The organism is Pseudomonas sp. RGM2987 (genome assembly GCF_022952855.1).
In the GTDB taxonomy this organism is placed as follows: Bacteria; Pseudomonadota; Gammaproteobacteria; order Pseudomonadales; family Pseudomonadaceae; genus Aquipseudomonas.
The window spans coordinates 1-17,252 of sequence record NZ_JALJDX010000212.1 but is presented as its reverse complement, the minus strand read 5'-3'; the positions used below and the strand labels follow the sequence as shown (position 1 = coordinate 17,252).

18 protein-coding genes are annotated in these 17,252 nt (G+C 62.6%); 13 read left to right on the top strand and 5 right to left on the bottom strand.

The window, feature by feature from the left end:
• Positions 1 to 93 precede the first annotated feature (93 nt).
• Both RGM2987_RS19830 and gloB read right to left on the bottom strand, forming a co-directional pair.
• Positions 94 to 1,557 (bottom strand): transglycosylase SLT domain-containing protein, encoded by a 1,464-nt coding sequence (locus tag RGM2987_RS19830; RefSeq protein ID WP_245144515.1) that lies wholly within the window; start codon positions 1,555 to 1,557, stop codon positions 94 to 96.
• Positions 1,558 to 1,656: 99 nt separating this feature from the next.
• The gene (gene gloB / locus RGM2987_RS19825) at positions 1,657 to 2,424 is read right to left on the bottom strand and encodes a hydroxyacylglutathione hydrolase (protein ID WP_245144513.1); all 768 of its coding nucleotides are present in this window, start codon (positions 2,422 to 2,424) and stop codon (positions 1,657 to 1,659) included.
• A 65-nt stretch (positions 2,425 to 2,489) separates the two neighbouring features.
• Here gloB and RGM2987_RS19820 point away from each other — a divergent pair, with 65 nt between their 5' ends.
• From RGM2987_RS19820 to RGM2987_RS19805, 4 genes are all read left to right on the top strand, one after another.
• Entirely contained in the window at positions 2,490 to 3,248 is a 759-nt protein-coding gene (locus RGM2987_RS19820) for a methyltransferase domain-containing protein (protein WP_041024177.1), read from the top strand.
• A 90-nt stretch (positions 3,249 to 3,338) separates the two neighbouring features.
• A complete protein-coding gene (gene rnhA, locus RGM2987_RS19815; protein ID WP_122565618.1) occupies positions 3,339 to 3,791 on the top strand; it encodes a ribonuclease HI in 453 nt (150 codons plus the stop codon).
• A gap of 235 nt (positions 3,792 to 4,026) precedes the next feature.
• Positions 4,027 to 4,782 carry a DNA polymerase III subunit epsilon gene (gene dnaQ / locus RGM2987_RS19810; RefSeq protein ID WP_245144510.1) on the top strand — a complete coding sequence of 252 codons (756 nt, stop codon included), beginning with the start codon at positions 4,027 to 4,029 and terminating at the stop codon, positions 4,780 to 4,782.
• 300 nt (positions 4,783 to 5,082) lie between these two features.
• On the top strand, positions 5,083 to 5,697 hold the full coding sequence (locus RGM2987_RS19805; RefSeq protein WP_245144507.1) for a GNAT family N-acetyltransferase: 615 nt from the start codon (positions 5,083 to 5,085) through the stop codon (positions 5,695 to 5,697).
• On the opposite strand, the gene RGM2987_RS19800 is transcribed toward RGM2987_RS19805, so the two are convergent.
• Complete coding sequence (locus tag RGM2987_RS19800) at positions 5,663 to 6,556, bottom strand: LysR family transcriptional regulator (RefSeq protein ID WP_245144506.1); 894 nt, start codon at positions 6,554 to 6,556, stop codon at positions 5,663 to 5,665. The genes RGM2987_RS19805 and RGM2987_RS19800 overlap by 35 nt on opposite strands.
• Positions 6,557 to 6,641: 85 nt before the next feature.
• Positions 6,642 to 6,875: a hypothetical protein gene (locus tag RGM2987_RS19795; protein WP_245144505.1), complete on the bottom strand. Its 234-nt coding sequence runs from the start codon at positions 6,873 to 6,875 to the stop codon at positions 6,642 to 6,644.
• A gap of 185 nt (positions 6,876 to 7,060) precedes the next feature.
• Here RGM2987_RS19795 and RGM2987_RS19790 point away from each other — a divergent pair, with 185 nt between their 5' ends.
• The 3 genes from RGM2987_RS19790 to RGM2987_RS19780 all read left to right on the top strand — a co-directional run bounded on the left by RGM2987_RS19790 (position 7,061) and on the right by RGM2987_RS19780 (position 9,510).
• Positions 7,061 to 7,618: an NAD(P)H-dependent oxidoreductase gene (locus tag RGM2987_RS19790; RefSeq protein WP_245144504.1), complete on the top strand. Its 558-nt coding sequence runs from the start codon at positions 7,061 to 7,063 to the stop codon at positions 7,616 to 7,618.
• A gap of 220 nt (positions 7,619 to 7,838) precedes the next feature.
• Entirely contained in the window at positions 7,839 to 8,189 is a 351-nt protein-coding gene (locus RGM2987_RS19785; RefSeq protein WP_245144503.1) for a metalloregulator ArsR/SmtB family transcription factor, read from the top strand.
• A 37-nt stretch (positions 8,190 to 8,226) separates the two neighbouring features.
• On the top strand, positions 8,227 to 9,510 hold the full coding sequence (locus RGM2987_RS19780) for an arsenic transporter (RefSeq protein ID WP_245144502.1): 1,284 nt from the start codon (positions 8,227 to 8,229) through the stop codon (positions 9,508 to 9,510).
• 104 nt (positions 9,511 to 9,614) lie between these two features.
• Here the strand turns inward: RGM2987_RS19780 and RGM2987_RS19775 are convergent, their stop codons facing one another.
• Positions 9,615 to 10,580: a DUF1853 family protein gene (locus tag RGM2987_RS19775; protein ID WP_245144500.1), complete on the bottom strand. Its 966-nt coding sequence runs from the start codon at positions 10,578 to 10,580 to the stop codon at positions 9,615 to 9,617.
• Positions 10,581 to 10,685: 105 nt separating this feature from the next.
• Between RGM2987_RS19775 and RGM2987_RS19770 the strand changes: the two genes are divergently transcribed.
• Genes RGM2987_RS19770 through pepN form a run of 6 tightly spaced genes read left to right on the top strand, consistent with a single transcriptional unit; the run spans position 10,686 to position 17,220 of the window.
• A complete protein-coding gene (locus tag RGM2987_RS19770; RefSeq protein WP_245144498.1) occupies positions 10,686 to 11,576 on the top strand; it encodes an NAD(+) kinase in 891 nt (296 codons plus the stop codon).
• Positions 11,573 to 12,547 carry a metallophosphoesterase gene (locus RGM2987_RS19765; RefSeq protein WP_245144583.1) on the top strand — a complete coding sequence of 325 codons (975 nt, stop codon included), beginning with the start codon at positions 11,573 to 11,575 and terminating at the stop codon, positions 12,545 to 12,547. Before RGM2987_RS19770 ends, RGM2987_RS19765 begins: the two co-directional genes overlap by 4 nt.
• Positions 12,544 to 13,416 (top strand): rhomboid family intramembrane serine protease, encoded by an 873-nt coding sequence (locus RGM2987_RS19760; protein ID WP_245144496.1) that lies wholly within the window; start codon positions 12,544 to 12,546, stop codon positions 13,414 to 13,416. Before RGM2987_RS19765 ends, RGM2987_RS19760 begins: the two co-directional genes overlap by 4 nt.
• A 45-nt stretch (positions 13,417 to 13,461) precedes the next feature.
• Positions 13,462 to 13,722: a DUF1315 family protein gene (locus RGM2987_RS19755; protein ID WP_245144494.1), complete on the top strand. Its 261-nt coding sequence runs from the start codon at positions 13,462 to 13,464 to the stop codon at positions 13,720 to 13,722.
• Positions 13,719 to 14,549 carry a DUF2797 domain-containing protein gene (locus RGM2987_RS19750; RefSeq protein WP_245144491.1) on the top strand — a complete coding sequence of 277 codons (831 nt, stop codon included), beginning with the start codon at positions 13,719 to 13,721 and terminating at the stop codon, positions 14,547 to 14,549. Before RGM2987_RS19755 ends, RGM2987_RS19750 begins: the two co-directional genes overlap by 4 nt.
• A gap of 13 nt (positions 14,550 to 14,562) precedes the next feature.
• A complete protein-coding gene (pepN, locus tag RGM2987_RS19745) occupies positions 14,563 to 17,220 on the top strand; it encodes an aminopeptidase N (RefSeq protein ID WP_245144489.1) in 2,658 nt (885 codons plus the stop codon).
• The last annotated feature ends 32 nt before the right edge of the window (positions 17,221 to 17,252 follow it).

Genomic DNA, 17,252 nt, shown 5'->3' with positions numbered 1-17,252 from the left:
CTTGTATCGGCAGGAAAAAGGCGGGGGGTGGAGGGGCGTCAGTTGAACGGCACCGCCGGGCACTGAACCTGTGGCGAGGGAGGCTGTCAGGGCTTAGTGCGGGGAGTAGACCGTCAGCATCTGCCCAGGCTTGAGGGCCTTGCCCATCCGGGGATTCCAGCGCTTGAGGTGTTGCATCTCGACGTTGAAGCGCTTGGCCACCACGTACAGCGAGTCGCCTTGCTGGACTTTGTATTGGGTTTGCTTGGATTTCTCGCTCTTGCTGTTAGCCGCGACCACCGTGTTGATGCGCTTGCCAGTGCTCTTGGCCGCCTTGGTGGCCTTGACGTCCTGCATCACCAGGGTCTGGCCGACCTTGAGCTTGTTGCCGCTGAGTTTGTTCCAGCGTTGCAGGTCCTTGGTCTGGACATTGTTGGCCTTGGCGATCTGGGCCAGGTTCTCGCCGCGCTTGACCCGGTAGGTGCGGCGGGCGCCTTCCACTTCGCTGTCGTCGACGGTTTCGAAGACCGGTTTGAGCGAGCGCTGGCTGATCAGTTCTTCCGGGCGCATGGTCGACAGGCTGGCGGTCAGCAGTTGCGCCTTGGAGGTGGGCACCAGCAAATGCTGGGGGCCGTCGATGGTGGTGCGCTGCTTGAAGGCCGGATTGAGCTGGAACAGCTCATCCTCGTCGATATTCGCCACCGCCGCGACCTTGGACAGGTCCATGCGCTGGTTGATCTCGACGACCTGGAAGTACGGCTCGTTGGCAATCGGGTTGAGGTTCACACCGTAGGCGTCGGGGGACAGCACGACCTGGGACAGCGCCAGCAGCTTGGGCACGTAGGCCTGGGTTTCGGCCGGCAGCGGCAGGTTCCAGTAGTCGGTGGGCAGGCCGAGCTTCTCGTTGCGTTCGATCGCCCGGCTGACCGTGCCTTCGCCGGCATTGTAGGCGGCCAGCGCCAGCAGCCAGTCACCGTTGAACATGTCGTGCAGGCGCGTCAGATAATCCATGGCGGCCGTGGTGGAGGCGGTGATGTCGCGACGCCCGTCATAGAAACGGGTCTGGCGCAGGTTGAAGTAGCGCCCGGTGGACGGGATGAATTGCCACAACCCCACGGCATTGGCCCGGGAATAGGCCATCGGGTTGTAGGCGCTTTCGATCACTGGCAACAGCGCCAGCTCCAGCGGCATGTTGCGCTCTTCCAGGCGTTCGACGATGTAATGCATGTACAGGCTGCCGCGTTCACCGGCGCCTTCCAGAAAGGACGGGTTACTGGCGAACCACAGGCGTTGCTGCTCGATACGTGGGTTGACCCCGGCGGTTTCTTGCAACTGGAAGCCCTGGCGCATGCGCTCCCAGATATCCTGGGGCACTTGGGGGCTGGGCTTTTCGCTGAGCCAGACAGGCTTCTGCTTGGCGCGAGCGGCCATGTTCTTCGGCACTTGCGCCGTATCGGTCTGGGGCAGTTGGCCGCTGCTCTGGCAGCCCGCCAGTGTGGCGGACACAGCCACCGCGATGGCTTGAGCCAGGCGGGTCAAAGTGTCGGACTGGGCGGACCTGCGTATAGATGACGACATTGGCTGGAAGTAAGTTCCGGGCAAAAATGTCGGCCGATTCTAGAAAGCGCACCCCAACAGGTCAACCATTCAGAATTTTTGTATCAATCGATAGGTCCCTTAGAACTTATCTTTCCAAGCCCTCAAGGCCGCAAAAACCTCACTCGGCGTCTGGTTACGCTGGCCGTTCCGTTCGTCTGCTTTTTGTTTAACAGATGTTTCAGCAACCCGTAGGAACGGATTGGTGAGTTTTTCCAGGGCCAGGGTCGAGGGCAGGGTGATAACGCCTTCCTCGCGCTGGCGGCTGACTTTTTCCAGACGGGCGGCGATGTCCTGGTTGTCCGGCTCCACCGCCGTGGCGAATTTCAAGTTGCTGAGGGTGTATTCGTGGGTGCAGTAGACCAGCGTATCCTCGGGCAAGGCGGCGAGACGGCTGAGGGAGTGATGCATCTGTTCGGGCGTGCCCTCGAACAGCCGGCCGCAACCGGCGGCGAACAGCGTATCGCCACAGAACAGCAGGCCATGATGGTAGTAGGCGATATGCCCGAGCGTGTGGCCGGGCACGGCGTAGACATCGAAGTCCCAGCCGAGCACGCTGACCTTGTCGTTGTCGCGCAGGGCTTTGTCCCGTGCCGGTATATTCTCGCTGGCCGGGCCATGAACCGTGGCGTGGGTGGCGTCCTTCAGCGCCTGGACGCCTCCGACATGGTCATGGTGATGGTGGGTGATCAGGATATCGCTCAGGACCCAGCCTGGATGGGCGTCGAGCCAGGCCTGCACCGGCGCGGCGTCACCCGGGTCGACCACGGCGCAGCGCTGGGTGGAGTGATCCTGTAACAACCAGATGTAGTTATCGGTGAACGCGGGCAGGGCACTGATCTGTATCATCGCGGAATTCGCCAAGCAGAAAACAAAGGCGCATCTTAGAACTTCCTGGCGCGTTGGAGAATGCAATGACCGATGAAGCGTTCGCTCAGGCTGATCCTGACTGGCTGGCGTTGATCAGCGCCGCCCGTGAATGGCTGTCCGGCCCGGTCGGGCAGTTTTTGCTGGAAGAAGAACGACGCATGCTCGAAGACGAGCTGGGGCGGTTCTTCGGCGGCTATCTTGTGCACTATGGGCCTTCGGCACAGACCCCGCCGTCGGCACCGCAAGTCCAGCGCAACGTGCGGCTGGGGGCGCCGTTGCCCGGCGTGGAAATCGTCTGCGAGGAACAGGCCTGGCCACTGAGCGAGCATGCCGCCGATGTCGTGGTGATGCAGCATGGCCTGGATTTCTGCCTGTCTCCCCACGGCTTGCTGCGTGAGGCCGCCAGCAGCGTGCGCCCCGGTGGGCACCTGCTGATCATCGGCCTCAATCCCTGGAGCAGTTGGGGGCTGCGGCATGTGTTTGCCCACGATGCCTTGCGCCAGGCCCGTTGCATCTCGGCCTCGAGGGTGGGCGACTGGCTCAACCTGCTGGGCTTCGCGCTGGAGAAACGCCGCTTCGGGTGCTATCGTCCGCCGCTTGCGTCGCCCAAGTGGCAAGCCCGCCTGGCCGGCTGGGAGCGCAAGGCCGGTGACTGGCAACTGTCCGGCGGCGGCTTCTACCTGCTGGTGGCGCGCAAGATCGCGGTCGGGCTGCGTCCGGTGCGCCAGGTCCGACGCGAGCCGATGGGCAAGTTGATCCCCTTGCCGATGGCCAAGGTCAATCGGCGCCACATCGAGCCATAACCCTTTTTCTGCTGGTCTGGCCGGTATTTCGGTTACAGGCGTTTTTCGGCCTGGCCGGCAGGCCTTTGCATTTTTCCTGGATAGATTGGCATGAGCGATAGCGTAGAACTCTTCACTGACGGCGCCTGCAAGGGCAACCCCGGTCCGGGCGGCTGGGGTGCGTTGCTGGTATGCAAGGGCGTGGAGAAAGAACTCTGGGGCGGCGAAGCCAACACCACCAACAACCGCATGGAACTGATGGGCGCCATCCGCGGCCTTGAAGAGCTCAAGCGGTCCTGCGACGTACTGCTGGTCACCGACTCGCAATACGTGATGAAGGGGATCAACGAGTGGATGGCGAACTGGAAGAAACGTGGCTGGAAAACCGCTGCGAAGGAGCCCGTCAAGAACGCCGACCTGTGGATGCTGCTGGACGAACAGGTCAACCGCCACAACGTCACCTGGAAATGGGTGCGCGGCCACATCGGTCACCACGGCAACGAACGGGCCGACCAGTTGGCCAATCGTGGGGTGGATGAGGTGCGGGGCTATAAGCAGGCTTGAACCGTTGAAGTAAACCTGTGGCGAGGCAGCTTGCCTGTGGCGAGGGAGCTTGCTCCCGCTGGACTGCGAAGCAGGCCCATCTTTGTGAGCGCTGCGCACTCAAGCGGGAGCAAGCTCCCTCGCCACAAAAGCAGTTCGCCGCAAAGCCTGGCTGACAGGACAGTGCGGATGCACTCTCTCCAGCGTGTTAACATCCGCCCTTTTGCAAGCATGCCCCGTTGAGAGCTGAACACTGATGGCCAACAGATCTGTTGTACTGGATACCGAAACCACCGGCATGCCGGTGACCGATGGTCACCGGATTATCGAAATCGGTTGTGTCGAGCTGATCGGCCGGCGCCTGACCGGTCGCCATTTCCATGTGTACCTGCAACCGGATCGCGAAAGCGACGAGGGCGCCATTGGCGTCCACGGGATTACCAACGAGTTCCTGGTGGGCAAGCCGCGCTTCGCGGAAGTGGCCGATGAGTTCTTCGAATTCATCCAGGGCGCGCAGTTGATCATCCACAACGCTGCGTTCGACGTGGGGTTCATCAACAACGAATTTGCCTTGATGGGGCAGCACGACCGGGCCGATATCACCCGGCACTGCACTATCCTCGACACCTTGATGATGGCCCGGGAGCGGCATCCCGGGCAGCGCAACAGCCTCGATGCGTTGTGCAAGCGCTACGGTGTCGACAACTCTGGCCGGGAACTGCACGGCGCCTTGCTCGACTCCGAGATCCTGGCTGACGTCTACCTGGCGATGACCGGTGGCCAGACCAGCCTGTCCCTGGCCGGTAACGCCTCGGACGGTGCTGGTGAGGGCTCGGGCAGCCAGGTCACGCAAATCCGTCGTTTGCCGGCGGACCGCCAACCGTCCCGGATCATCCGTGCCAGTGAAAGCGACCTGGCCGAACATGCCGCGCGTCTGGAGGCCATCGCCAAGTCGGCGGGGGCTCCGGCATTGTGGACGCAGTTGGTCGAGAATCAAACGGCGGCGAGCTGATTCATCCAGGGAAGTGGCGAACCTGTGGCGAGGGAGCTTGCTCCCGCTTGAGTGCGAAGCGCTCATAAAATGGGGCTGCTGCGCAGCCAGCGGGAGCAAGCTCCCTCGCCACATGATTGAGTAAAGCCTTAAGTGAGCAGCGCACCTATCGTTCATTTCTCGCCACAATCGCCACAACCTTCTAACCTGAGGTAAAACGCAGGCTATTGGATCCCATTTGATGTCTGAAGATTTGCAAAGCAAGGGCAATGGATGGCTACGCGCCGTTGGTTGGCTCAAGGAATGAGGACCTTCCCCAGTATGCAACCGTTCATGAATCCCAAGCACCCCGGGTTGTCGGTGCGTGTCGTCGATGATGGCTTCGCGGCCTACATCTGGGGCAGTGATTTCAGCTTCGAGGTCAGCGAGTACGGTACGGCGCAGATCGGCCGGCCCGTGAGCCAATGGCCAGTGACGCCCATCGTTCCGTATAGCAAGTGCTACGGCATCGACCCGGAGGAATTCAGTAGCTTCCGCGATGCACCGGACAGCGAAATCTTCATGGCCTATCTCGACGACCAGCCTGTCGGACACCTGGTGGTCAGCACCAATTGGAACGGCTTTGCCCACATCGACGAACTGGCGGTGCACGCCCCGGCCCGTCGCCATGGGGTAGCCAAGGCACTGCTTGATGTCGCGCATTTCTGGAGCCGCAAGAAAAAACTGCCGGGCGTCATGCTCGAGACCCAGAACAATAACCTGGGCGCCTGTCGGCTCTACGAGCGCTGCGGGTATGTACTGGGCGGCATCGATCACCTGCGCTATCGCGGCATCGACCGGCATACCGCCGAGGTGGCGCTGTTCTGGTACCGGTTGTTCGACGATCCGCTGGGCATGTCGATCAGTGGCCCAGCAGCGCCTCGGCTTGTTCCGTAACCCGTTCGAGCAATGCTTGCAGGGCGGGAGAGGGCGTCGTGCCGTTCAGGGTCAAGGCATAAAGACCAATCGGAACGGCAGGCGACACCGGGCAAACGTCCAGGCCGCCGCCCTTGGCGCCGGAGGCAGTGAACGGGTCGACGATGGCCAGGCCTTCGCCGGCCTCGACCATGGCGCGCATCATCTGATGGGTCTGCACGCGAATCTGGATCGCCGGCGCCGGGCGCAGCGCCCCCAGTTTGTGCTCGAACGCCGGGCTCAGCGGATCATGCCCGTCGAGACCCACCAGCGGCTGGCCCGCCAGATCCTGAAGCGAAACGTATTTTTGTCGCGGTTGCAGCCAGCCATGGGGCGCGAGCAATTGCAGTTTGCCCTGGGCAATCATCCGGCACTGGATGTCGGGGTGTTCGGGGTCATGCAGGCTCAGGCCCAGGTCGCTGGCTCGCAACAACAGGCTCTGGATGATCTCGCGGGTCGGCTGGCTGAGCAGGGTGCAAGGCGCATCCGGGTAGCGGCGGCGCAGGGCGGCGATGCTCTGGGGCAACAATTGCTGGGCCAGCGGCGGGGTGCAGATGATGCGCAGGGGCGGGGCCTGGTAATGTTTCAGGCTGCTGGCCAAACGCTGCACCGGTTCCAGGGTGTCGTACAGCCGCGTGATGCCGTCGCGCAATTCAAGGGTTTCCCGGGTTGCCTGCAAGCGCCCACGGACACTGGCAAACAGCATGAAGCCCAGTTGCGCCTCGGCGTCGCGCAGGATCGCCTCGACTTCCGCCGTCGGCAATTGCAGCCACTCCGCTGCAGTACCGAGGTGGCCGGTTTGCAGCAGCGCCTGGATCACTTCGATGTGGCGTAAACGCATGCAAGAAGTCCATGTTCGGCGGGTGTGCCATTGAATGGCCGAATCCTAACCCAAGTCCGGGCATGACTTCTGCTCATAACGCAGCTTATAAGGCGATTTGCGTTTCAGGTTCGCGAGTCAGCTCAATGCCTGACTGCACCAGCAGGAATCGGTCTTCGTCGAGTTTGTTGACCCGATCTCCGATGGCCAGCTTATACGTGGTGACAGGCTCCTTGCCGTTACCGTCGGGCGACGGGGTCGATTCCTGGAATTCATGCACCGAGTAGACGCGGCCTTCGGCGTCCCGTGCATGAAATTGTCCGACAAGTACTGCTGCCATTGCTTAGAACCTCTGGAAATAGATCACTCGATTTGCGGTTCTGTAGACCTTGGTCAAGCGCGGGAAGTTTTCCTACAAGAAAAAAATAGTCGAGGTGGCCGGTTTTCGTCGCTCCACTGGTCCAATTGTCACGCCGATCATCTATAACTACAGGCTCCTTTGAACCGACAGTCGAGAAGCCTCTCATGAGTGATGTTTATAAAGTGGCCGTTCTGGTGGGCAGCCTGCGCAAGGCATCGATCAACCGCAAGATCGCCCTGGCCCTGGCCGACCTGGCGCCCGCCAACCTGCAACTGAGCATTGTCGAGATCGGCGAGTTGCCACTCTATAACGAGGACATCGATGTGACGCCGCCGGCTGCCTACACCACGTTCCGCCAGCAAGTCGGCGCGGCGGATGCGTTGCTGTTCGTCACGCCTGAGTACAACCGTTCGGTGCCGGCACCGTTGAAAAACGCCATCGACGTTGGCTCGCGCCCGTATGGCCAGAGCTGCCTGAGCGGCAAGCCGGGCGCGGTGATCAGCGCTTCGCCGGGAGCCATTGGTGGTTTCGGCGCCAACCATCACTTGCGTCAGTCCCTGGTGTTCCTCGATGTGCCTTGCATGCAGCAGCCTGAAGGTTACCTGAGCGGCGCCGGAACGGCGTTTGACGAGGCAGGCAACCTGTCTGAGTCGTTGAAGCCGTTCTTGCAGAAATTCATTGATGCTTATGGCAAATGGGTGGAGCAGCACAAAAAGGCTTGATCCGTCCGCCAACTCATGATGGACATCCGTGGCGAGGGAGCTTGCTCCCGCTGGCCTGCGCAGCGGGCCCCTTTGGCGGTCGCTGCGCCCGAGGCGTCGGACCGACCGAGCGGGAGCAAGCTCCCTCGCCACGGGTTCACCTATCGCTGCCAATCCCTGCTTTACTGAATATTCGAATTTCCATATATTCACCCTTCGTTCACCCAGACTCTTCATTGCCATGCCCAACACCCACAATCCCGTCGAAGTCTTCAAGGCGCTGGCCGACGACACGCGTACGCGTATTGCCCTGCTGGTGGTGCGTGAAGGTGAATTGTGCGTCTGCGAACTCACCGCCGCGCTGGAATTGAGCCAGCCGAAGATCTCCCGGCACCTGGCCCAGTTGCGCAACGCCGGTCTGCTTAGCGATCGACGCCAGGGGCAATGGGTTTATTACCGTCTGCATCCGCAATTGCCCTCCTGGGTCAGCGCTTTGCTGGAACAGGCGCTGGCGGCCAACACGGCCTGGATGGCAGCGGATGTGCAGCGCCTGGGCGCGATGACTGATCGTCCGGTGGCCCGTTGCTGCTGATTTCCTCCTACCCACTGCTCTTTCAAGGCTGTTACGCATGCTCATCGCGTCGTTGATTTTCCTGCTGACCATTACCCTGGTGATCTGGCAGCCCAAGGGGCTCGGTGTTGGCTGGAGTGCGACGTTTGGCGCGCTGCTGGCCCTGTTGAGCGGGGTGGTGCACCTCTCGGACATCCCGTTGGTGTGGCAGATCATCTGGAACGCCACCGGCACTTTTGTCGCGCTGATCATCATCAGCCTGTTGCTGGACGAGGCGGGGTTCTTCGCCTGGGCCGCCCTGCATGTGGCCCGCTGGGGGCGAGGCAGCGGGCGCAAGCTGTTCGGGTTCATGGTGTTGCTGGGGGCGTTGGTGTCGGCATTGTTTGCCAATGACGGCGCGGCGTTGATCCTGACGCCCATTGTGATTTCGATGCTGCTGGCGCTGCGTTTTTCCCCGGCGGCGACCCTGGCGTTCGTCATGGGCGCCGGTTTCATCGCCGACACGGCGAGCCTGCCGCTGGTGGTGTCGAACCTGGTGAACATTGTCTCGGCGGACTTCTTCGGCATCGGCTTCAGCCGCTACGCGGCGGTCATGGTGCCGGTGAACCTGATCAGCGTGGCGGCCAGCCTGGCGATCCTGTTGTGGTTCTTTCACCGGGACATCCCCCGTGACTACGACCCCCGGCAACTGGAAGAGCCGGCGAGTGCGATCCACGACAAGGCCACCTTCATGGCCGGCTGGGCAGTGCTGGTGATTCTGTTACTGGGCTGCTTTGCCCTGGAGCCGCTGGGGATTCCTATCAGCGCGATTTCGGCGGTGTGTGCCGCGTTGCTGCTGGGCGTCGCGGCTCGTGGGCATAAAATCTCCACCCGCAAGGCGATGAAAGAAGCGCCGTGGCAGATCGTGATTTTCTCCCTGGGCATGTACCTGGTGGTCTACGGTCTGCGCAACGCCGGGCTGACCGGATACCTCGCCCACTGGCTCGACGGTTTTGCCGGATACGGCGTGTGGGGCGCGGCCATGGGCACCGGGCTGTTGACGGCCTTGCTCTCGTCGGTGATGAACAACCTGCCGACGGTGCTGGTCGGCGCCTTGTCCATCGACGCCAGCCAGGCCACCGGGGCGGTGAAGGAAGCGATGATCTATGCCAACGTCATCGGCAGCGACCTGGGGCCGAAGATCACGCCGATCGGCAGCCTGGCGACCTTGCTCTGGCTGCATGTGCTGGCGCGCAAGGATATCCGGATTGGCTGGGGTTATTACTTCAAGGTCGGGGTTGTGTTGACGGTGCCGGTGTTGCTGGTGACGTTGGCGGCGTTGGCGTTGCGGTTGTCTTTCTAGATCGCGGCGGCCTCTTCGCGAGCAAGCCCGCTCCCACAGGGGAATGCGTTCCAAATGTGGGAGCGGGCTTGCTCGCGAATGCGGCCGTCCAGACACAGCAACATTCAGCTATTGCCCGGCACATCCGGCCACAGATCCGCCACCAGGAACACCCGCTCGGCTTCCTCCCACTCACCCACGCTGTGTTCCGTCAAACGCACCATCAACTGCGCTGGCGCCATGGGGTCCAACTCGCCTAGCCAGGCCTTCAGTTGCGCAACGCTCCAGGTCTGGTCGGCCGGGTAATGGGCCGGGGCCAGCCAGGCGGCGCGGGGCAGGGGTTGCCAGCGGCCCGGCGGGCGCTGGCTGACGAACGCCGGCCAATCTCGCTGATGCAACCAGCTCCCGCGCAAATGCCTGGGGTGGGCGCCCGCCGGTGGCTCGGCGTTACCGGGCCAGGGGTAGAGCAGGTACCCACCCAGCCAAAGCTCGGAACGAAACAATTCGCTGCCGGTGCACTCGATGCCCAATGCCGCCAGCGCCTCGCGGCTTTCCGGGCGGGCCGAGATCGGCAGCTGGTGCTCGCGCAGGTGCGCCAGTTTACGGTCCAGGCGGTCATGGCAACCCGGGCCGAGCCATTGCGCGGCGTCCTGGCCGTTACCGTCCTGAGGGCCCAGGTACAACTTGATCGCCAGTTCCAGGTGGTGGACGCCGTCACCGTCGCGCAGCAGCAAGTCCAGCTCCCCGAGGGTGTGGCCCTGGTGGCGGATCGGCAGGTTCGCGGCAATCAGCTCGATGCCCGGGGCCTGTTGCACAGCAAACTGCCACAGCCGCTCGTAGTACAGACCCAGGCGCCGCGTCCGCCCCTGGGAAAGGCAATGCAGCAGTGGGTAGCTGTCGCGGTCCAGTTGCCGCAGCCAATGCTCCAGCCGATCCGGCTCGCGCACCCAGTCGCTGCCGGTCAGCGGATGGCGTTGCGGCCACGGCGTGTCGATGAGCATCGGCGGGGCCAGCAGCGCCCACGCCAGGTCGCGCACTTCGGGATGGCGCAGGCGGCGGGGCAGGTCGAGTAAATCGGGGAACAGGATCATGTTGCGAGCATAGCCGCTACGTTGAAGGCTTAAAGAATTTTGTCTACGGAGCGCTTTCGCCCATAATCGGGTTTTTCGCCCGTCGCAGACCCTCGCAGGAGCCCCATGGAGCAATTTCGCAATATCGGCATCATCGGTCGCCTGGGCAGTTCGCAGGTGCTGGACACCGTTCGCCGCCTCAAGCGGTTCCTGCTGGAACGGCACCTGCACGTGATCCTCGAAGACACCATCGCCGAAGTCCTGCCGGGCCACGGCCTGCAGACTTCGTCGCGCAAGATGCTCGGCGAAGTCTGCGACATGGTGATCGTGGTCGGCGGCGACGGCAGCCTGCTGGGCGCCGCCCGGGCGCTGGCGCGGCACAACATTCCGGTGCTGGGGATCAACCGGGGCAGCCTGGGTTTCCTGACCGACATCCGTCCCGACGAACTGGAAGTCAAGGTCGCCGAGGTGCTCGACGGCCACTACCTGGTCGAGAACCGTTTCCTGCTGCAAGCCGAGGTGCGCCGTCACGCCGAGGCCATCGGCCAGGGCGATGCCCTCAACGACGTAGTGCTGCACCCCGGCAAGTCCACGCGCATGATCGAGTTCGAGCTGTACATCGACGGCCAGTTCGTCTGTAGCCAGAAGGCCGACGGCCTGATCGTCGCCACGCCCACCGGCTCCACGGCCTACGCGCTGTCCGCCGGCGGGCCGATCATGCATCCCAAGCTCGACGCTATTGTGATTGTGCCCATGTACCCCCATACCTTGTCTGGGCGACCCATCGTGGTCGATGGCAACAGCGAGCTGAAAATCGTCGTGTCCAAGGATATGCAGATCTACCCGCAAGTGTCCTGTGACGGTCAGAACCATTTCACCTGCGCGCCGGGTGACACCATCACCGTCAGCAAGAAGGCGCAGAAACTGCGCCTGATCCATCCACTGGATCACAACTACTACGAAGTCTGCCGAACCAAGCTCGGTTGGGGCAGCCGGCTGGGAGGCAGGGGCGACTGATGCTCGATCCTGCGCGCAGTTACGATCTGATCGGCGATGTGCACGGATGCGCCCTGACCCTGGAACGCCTGTTGGACCGACTCGGTTACCACAAGCAAGGCGGGGTCTGGCGCCATCCGTCGCGCATGGCCGTGTTCCTGGGGGACATCATCGACCGTGGCCCGCGGATCCGCGAGGCGCTGCACATCGTCCATGACATGGTCGTGGCCGGCCAGGCGCTGTGCATCATGGGCAACCACGAATTCAATGCCCTGGGCTGGAGCACCCCGGCGCTGCCCGGCAGCGGTCAGCGCTACGTGCGTGAGCACACGCCGCGCCACGCCCGGTTGCTCAACGAGACCCTGACCCAGTTCGAGCAGCATCCCGGCGACTGGCAGGACTTCCTCAAGTGGTTCTATGAACTGCCGCTGTTCGTCGACGCCGACCGTTTCCGGGTGGTGCATGCCTGTTGGGACGCGGGCCTGATCGAGCCGTTGCGCGGGCTGTTCCCGAATGGTTGCGTCGACGAGCATTTCCTCCAGGCCTCGGCGCAATCGGGCAGCTTTGCCTGCACGGTGTTCGACCGCCTGCTGCGCGGTACCGATATGCGCCTGCCCCACGGGATGACCCTGACCGGTGGCGACGGCCTCACCCGGGCGTTTTTCCGCACCAAGTTCTGGGAAGACAACCCACAGACCTATGGCGACATCGTGTTCCAGCCTGACGCCTTGCCTGAACCGGTGGCCCGCACGCCACTGACCCCGGAAGAAAAGAACAACCTGCTGCGCTACGGCGTCGATGAGCCGATGCTGTTCGTCGGCCATTACTGGCGCAGCGGCAAACCGGCGCCGATCCGTCCGAACCTGGCCTGCCTGGATTACAGCGCGGTGCTCTACGGCAAGTTGGCCGCCTACCGACTGGATCAGGAAACCCGTCTGGACCCGCATAAATTCGTCTGGGTCGATGTCGAGCGGCCGGAGGTGATGCAATGAGCGTCGTCGCGGCCTTGCGTTTACCCCTGGCGGAGGATCTGAGTGGCTTCGTCAAGTTGCTGCAGCGCATGCAGGTGCCGCACCGCGTCAGCGAAGAGGCCGGCGAACAGGTGCTCTGGGTCCCGGATGAAGTCGGTGAAGATGTACGCGCCCTCTATGCGCGCTTCCCGGCAGGCGACCCCGACCAGCAACTGGAGCTGCCGCCTATTGGCAGCACCTCGCGGCGCCCGGGTTTCGTCGAGCAGCTGACTCGCAGCCCGGTCACCGCACTGGTGTTGCTGCTGAGCCTGATCGTGAGTGCGGTCACGCTGCTGGGTGAAAATCTTGAAACCCTGCGCTGGCTGACGTTCCTGGAGTTTCGCGTGGTCGGCGAGTACATCCAGTTCACGCCCCTGGCCGACAGCCTGGCGGCGGGGCAGTGGTGGCGCCTGGTGACGCCGATGCTGGTGCACTTCGGCTTCCTGCACATTGCGATGAACGGCATGTGGTACTGGGAGCTGGGCCGGCGGATCGAGGCGCGCCAGGGCGGCATCAACCTGTTGGGGCTGACGCTGTTGTTCAGTCTCGTGTCCAATTTTGTCCAGTATTTTGTCAGCGGGGCCACCCTGTTCGGCGGCTTGTCCGGTGTGCTGTATGGCCTGCTGGGGCATTGCTGGATCTATCAACTGCTGGCGCCGAACCCGGCCTATCACCTGCCCCGTGGGGTACTGGTGATGATGCTGGTCTGGCTGCTGTTGTGCCTGTCCGGGCTGGTCTCGCTGATCGGTTTCGGTGAAATCGCCAACGGTGCCCATGTTGGCGGGCTGCTCGTCGGCTGCTTCACGGGGTTGTTGGGTGGGCTGTTCGCTCGCCGTAAAATGGCCCGATGACTGGCACCTGTATTTTTTGAAAATGCGCAATTGCGCGGAGAACCCATGTCCTCGTTCAACGAAATGATCCAGAACATCACCCCCGACATCTATCGCAGCCTGAAGCTGGCGGTGGAAATCGGTAAATGGGCCGATGGCAACAAACTCACCGCCGAGCAGCGCGAGTTGTCGTTGCAGGCGATGATCGCCTGGGAAGTCCAGAACCTGCCCGAAGAAGAGCGCACCGGCTATATGGGCCCGCAGGAGTGCCAGTCGAAATCGACCGAAGTGCCGAATATCCTGTTCAAGTCGGACGCCATCCATTGATCGAGATTGGCCGCGGTGCAATCAGCAAGATGTCGGCGCGCCTTGACGGGCCGACTGTTCAATACGCCTTTCGCCTGGGGGATGTCGAGGTGCCGGTCAACCCGTTGATTGGCAGCACGCTGCGCCTGGAGTTCCTCGGCGCAATCCATTGCAGCCATTGCGGCCGTCGGACCAAGACCAGTTTCAGCCAGGGTTACTGCTACCCGTGCATGACCAAGCTGGCCCAATGCGACCTGTGCATCATGAGCCCCGAGCGTTGCCATTTCGAGGCCGGTACTTGCCGTGATCCGGCCTGGGGCGAGCAGTTCTGCATGACCGATCACGTGGTCTACCTGGCCAATTCCTCCGGCGTGAAGGTCGGCATCACCCGCGCCACGCAACTGCCGACTCGCTGGCTGGACCAGGGCGCCAGCCAGGCGCTGCCGATCCTGCGGGTCGCCACTCGTCAGCAATCGGGTTTCGTCGAGGACCTGTTTCGCAGCCAGGTGGCGGACAAGACCAACTGGCGCGCCTTGCTCAAGGGCGATGCCGCCGCCGTGGACCTGCCGCAGATCCGCGATTCGCTGTTTGAAAGCTGCGCCCAGGGATTGCAGGGCTTGCAGGAACGATTCGGCCTACAGGCGATCCAGACCATAGCGGACGTCGAACCGATCGAGATCCGTTATCCGGTGCAGCAGTACCCGGCCAAGATCGTCAGCTTCAACCTGGACAAGAACCCGATTGCCGAAGGCACGCTGCTGGGGATCAAGGGCCAATACCTGATTTTCGACACCGGCGTGATCAATATTCGTAAATACACGGCCTACCAGCTCGCCGTGCATCAGTAGAAGGATTCGACCCATGCGCACCGAACAACCGAAGATGATTTACCTGAAGGACTATCAGGCGCCCGAGTACCTGATCGACGAGACGCACCTGACCTTCGAGTTGTTCGAGGACCACAGCCTGGTCCATGCGCAACTGGTGATGCGCCGTAACCCCGAGCGCGGCGCCGGGCTGCCGCCGCTGGTGCTCGACGGCCAGCACCTGGAGCTGATCTCGATCAAGCTCGATGACGCCGATCTCGGTGCCGGCGACTATCAACTGGATGACAGCCACCTGACCGTGCACCCCAAGGCCCAGGCCTTTACCGTCGACACCAGCGTCAGGATCCACCCGGAAACCAATACCGCCCTGGAAGGCCTGTACAAATCCGGCGGCATGTTCTGCACCCAGTGCGAGGCCGAAGGTTTCCGCAAGATCACCTATTACCTCGACCGTCCGGACGTGATGAGCAAGTTCACCACCACCGTGGTAGCCGAGCAGCACAGCTATCCGGTGCTGCTGTCCAACGGCAATCCGATTGCCAGTGGCCCCGGCGAAGATGGCCGGCACTGGGCGACCTGGGAAGACCCCTTCAAGAAGCCCGCTTACCTGTTTGCCCTAGTGGCCGGCGACCTCTGGTGCGTCGAGGACACCTTCACCACCATGAGCGAGCGCACGGTGGCGCTGCGCATCTATGTCGAGCCGGAAAACATCGACAAGTGCCAGCACGCCATGACCAGCCTGAAGAAGTCGATGCGCTGGGACGAAGAGGTGTATGGCCGAGAGTACGACCTGGACATCTTCATGATCGTCGCGGTCAACGACTTCAACATGGGCGCGATGGAGAACAAGGGCCTCAACATCTTCAACTCCAGTGCCGTGCTGGCCCGCGCCGAAACCGCCACCGACGCCGCACACCAGCGAGTCGAGGCAATCGTCGCCCACGAATACTTCCACAACTGGTCGGGCAACCGCGTGACCTGCCGCGACTGGTTCCAGCTGTCGCTCAAGGAAGGTTTCACAGTGTTCCGTGACGCTGGCTTCTCGGCTGACATGAACTCCGCCACCGTCAAGCGCATCCAGGACGTGGCCTACCTGCGCACCCATCAGTTTGCCGAGGACGCCGGTCCCATGGCCCACCCGGTGCGCCCGGACAGTTTCATCGAGATCTCCAACTTCTACACCCTGACCGTGTATGAAAAGGGCTCGGAAGTGGTCGGCATGATCCATACCCTGCTGGGGGCCGAAGGCTTCCGCAAGGGCAGCGACCTGTACTTCCAGCGCCACGACGGCCAGGCCGTGACCTGCGACGATTTCATCAAGGCCATGGAGGACGCCAACGGCGTCGACCTGAGTCAGTTCAAGCGCTGGTACAGCCAGGCCGGCACGCCACGGTTGGCGGTCAGCGAGTCCTACGACGCCGCAGCCAGGACTTATAGCCTGACCTTCAGCCAGAGCTGCCCACCGACCCCGGACAAGGCGGAAAAACTGCCGTTCGTGATTCCCGTGGAGCTGGGCTTGCTGGACAGCAACGGCGCGGAAATTCCCCTGCGCCTGAGCGGCGAAGCGGCGGCCAGTGGCACCTCCCGGGTGATTTCGGTGACCGAAGCCGAGCAGACCTTCACCTTCGTCGATGTCGCAGAGAAACCCTTGCCATCGCTGCTGCGCGGCTTCTCGGCGCCGGTCAAACTGAGCTTCCCGTACAACCGCGACCAGTTGATGTTCCTGATGCAGCACGACAGCGATGGCTTCAACCGCTGGGATGCCGGCCAGCAGTTGTCGGTGCAGGTGTTGCAGGAGTTGATTGCCCAGCACCAGAAGGGCGCCAGCCTGTCGCTGGATCCGCGTCTGGTCAGTGCATTGCGCACGGTGCTGTCGGACGAATCCCTGGACCAGGCCATGGTCGCGGAAATGCTCTCGCTGCCAAGCGAAGCCTATCTGACGGAAATCAGCGAAGTGGCCGACGTCGAGGCGATCCATGCCGCTCGCGAGTTCGCCCGCCAGCAACTGGCCGAGAGCCTGTTCGAAGCCTTGTGGCTGCGCTATGAGGCCAACCGCGACCTGTCGAAGCGCACGCCGTATGTGGCCGAGGCCGAGCATTTTGCCCGGCGCGCCTTGCAGAACATCGCGCTGTCGTACCTGATGCTCACCGACAAGCCGGAAGTACTGAGTGCGACCCTGGAGCAGTTCGACACCGCCGACAACATGACCGAACGCCTGACCGCGCTGGCGGTACTGGTCAATTCGCCGTTCGAAACCGAGAAGGCCCACGCCCTGGAAGTGTTCGCGGAAAACTTCAAGGGCAACCCGCTGGTCATGGACCAATGGTTCAGCGTCCAGGCCGGCAGCCCGCTGCCGGGCGGGCTGGCGCGGGTCAAGGCGTTGATGGAACACCCGGCGTTCAACATCAAGAACCCGAACAAGGTGCGGGCGCTGATCGGTGCGTTTGCCGGACAGAACCTGATCAACTTCCACGCCGCCGACGGTTCGGGTTATCGCTTCCTGGCCGATTTGGTCATCCAGCTCAACGGCTTCAATCCGCAGATCGCCTCGCGGCAACTCGCCCCGCTGACCCGCTGGCGCAAGTACGACAGCGCCCGCCAGGCGCTGATGAAGGGCGAGCTGGAACGCATCCTCGCGTCGGGTGGGTTGTCCAGTGATGTGTTTGAGGTGGTGAGCAAGAGCCTGGCATAAGTAGGCAGCGTCGTACCCTTATGGCGAGGGAG

Excerpts from the sequence above, each read along its gene's own strand:
- RGM2987_RS19830 (WP_245144515.1), bottom strand. The coding sequence starts at position 1,557 with ATGTCGTCATCTATACGCAGGTCCGCCCAGTCCGACACTTTGACCCGC.
- RGM2987_RS19770 (WP_245144498.1), top strand. The coding sequence starts at position 10,686 with ATGGAGCAATTTCGCAATATCGGCATCATCGGTCGCCTGGGCAGTTCG.
- RGM2987_RS19780 (WP_245144502.1), top strand. The coding sequence starts at position 8,227 with ATGCTCATCGCGTCGTTGATTTTCCTGCTGACCATTACCCTGGTGATC.
- RGM2987_RS19800 (WP_245144506.1), bottom strand. The coding sequence starts at position 6,556 with ATGCGTTTACGCCACATCGAAGTGATCCAGGCGCTGCTGCAAACCGGC.
- RGM2987_RS19775 (WP_245144500.1), bottom strand. The coding sequence starts at position 10,580 with ATGATCCTGTTCCCCGATTTACTCGACCTGCCCCGCCGCCTGCGCCAT.
- rnhA (WP_122565618.1), top strand. The coding sequence starts at position 3,339 with ATGAGCGATAGCGTAGAACTCTTCACTGACGGCGCCTGCAAGGGCAAC.
- dnaQ (WP_245144510.1), top strand. The coding sequence starts at position 4,027 with ATGGCCAACAGATCTGTTGTACTGGATACCGAAACCACCGGCATGCCG.
- RGM2987_RS19820 (WP_041024177.1), top strand. The coding sequence starts at position 2,490 with ATGACCGATGAAGCGTTCGCTCAGGCTGATCCTGACTGGCTGGCGTTG.
- RGM2987_RS19785 (WP_245144503.1), top strand. The coding sequence starts at position 7,839 with ATGCCCAACACCCACAATCCCGTCGAAGTCTTCAAGGCGCTGGCCGAC.
- RGM2987_RS19795 (WP_245144505.1), bottom strand. The coding sequence starts at position 6,875 with ATGGCAGCAGTACTTGTCGGACAATTTCATGCACGGGACGCCGAAGGC.
- RGM2987_RS19805 (WP_245144507.1), top strand. The coding sequence starts at position 5,083 with ATGCAACCGTTCATGAATCCCAAGCACCCCGGGTTGTCGGTGCGTGTC.
- pepN (WP_245144489.1), top strand. The coding sequence starts at position 14,563 with ATGCGCACCGAACAACCGAAGATGATTTACCTGAAGGACTATCAGGCG.
- RGM2987_RS19755 (WP_245144494.1), top strand. The coding sequence starts at position 13,462 with ATGTCCTCGTTCAACGAAATGATCCAGAACATCACCCCCGACATCTAT.
- RGM2987_RS19760 (WP_245144496.1), top strand. The coding sequence starts at position 12,544 with ATGAGCGTCGTCGCGGCCTTGCGTTTACCCCTGGCGGAGGATCTGAGT.
- RGM2987_RS19790 (WP_245144504.1), top strand. The coding sequence starts at position 7,061 with ATGAGTGATGTTTATAAAGTGGCCGTTCTGGTGGGCAGCCTGCGCAAG.
- gloB (WP_245144513.1), bottom strand. The coding sequence starts at position 2,424 with ATGATACAGATCAGTGCCCTGCCCGCGTTCACCGATAACTACATCTGG.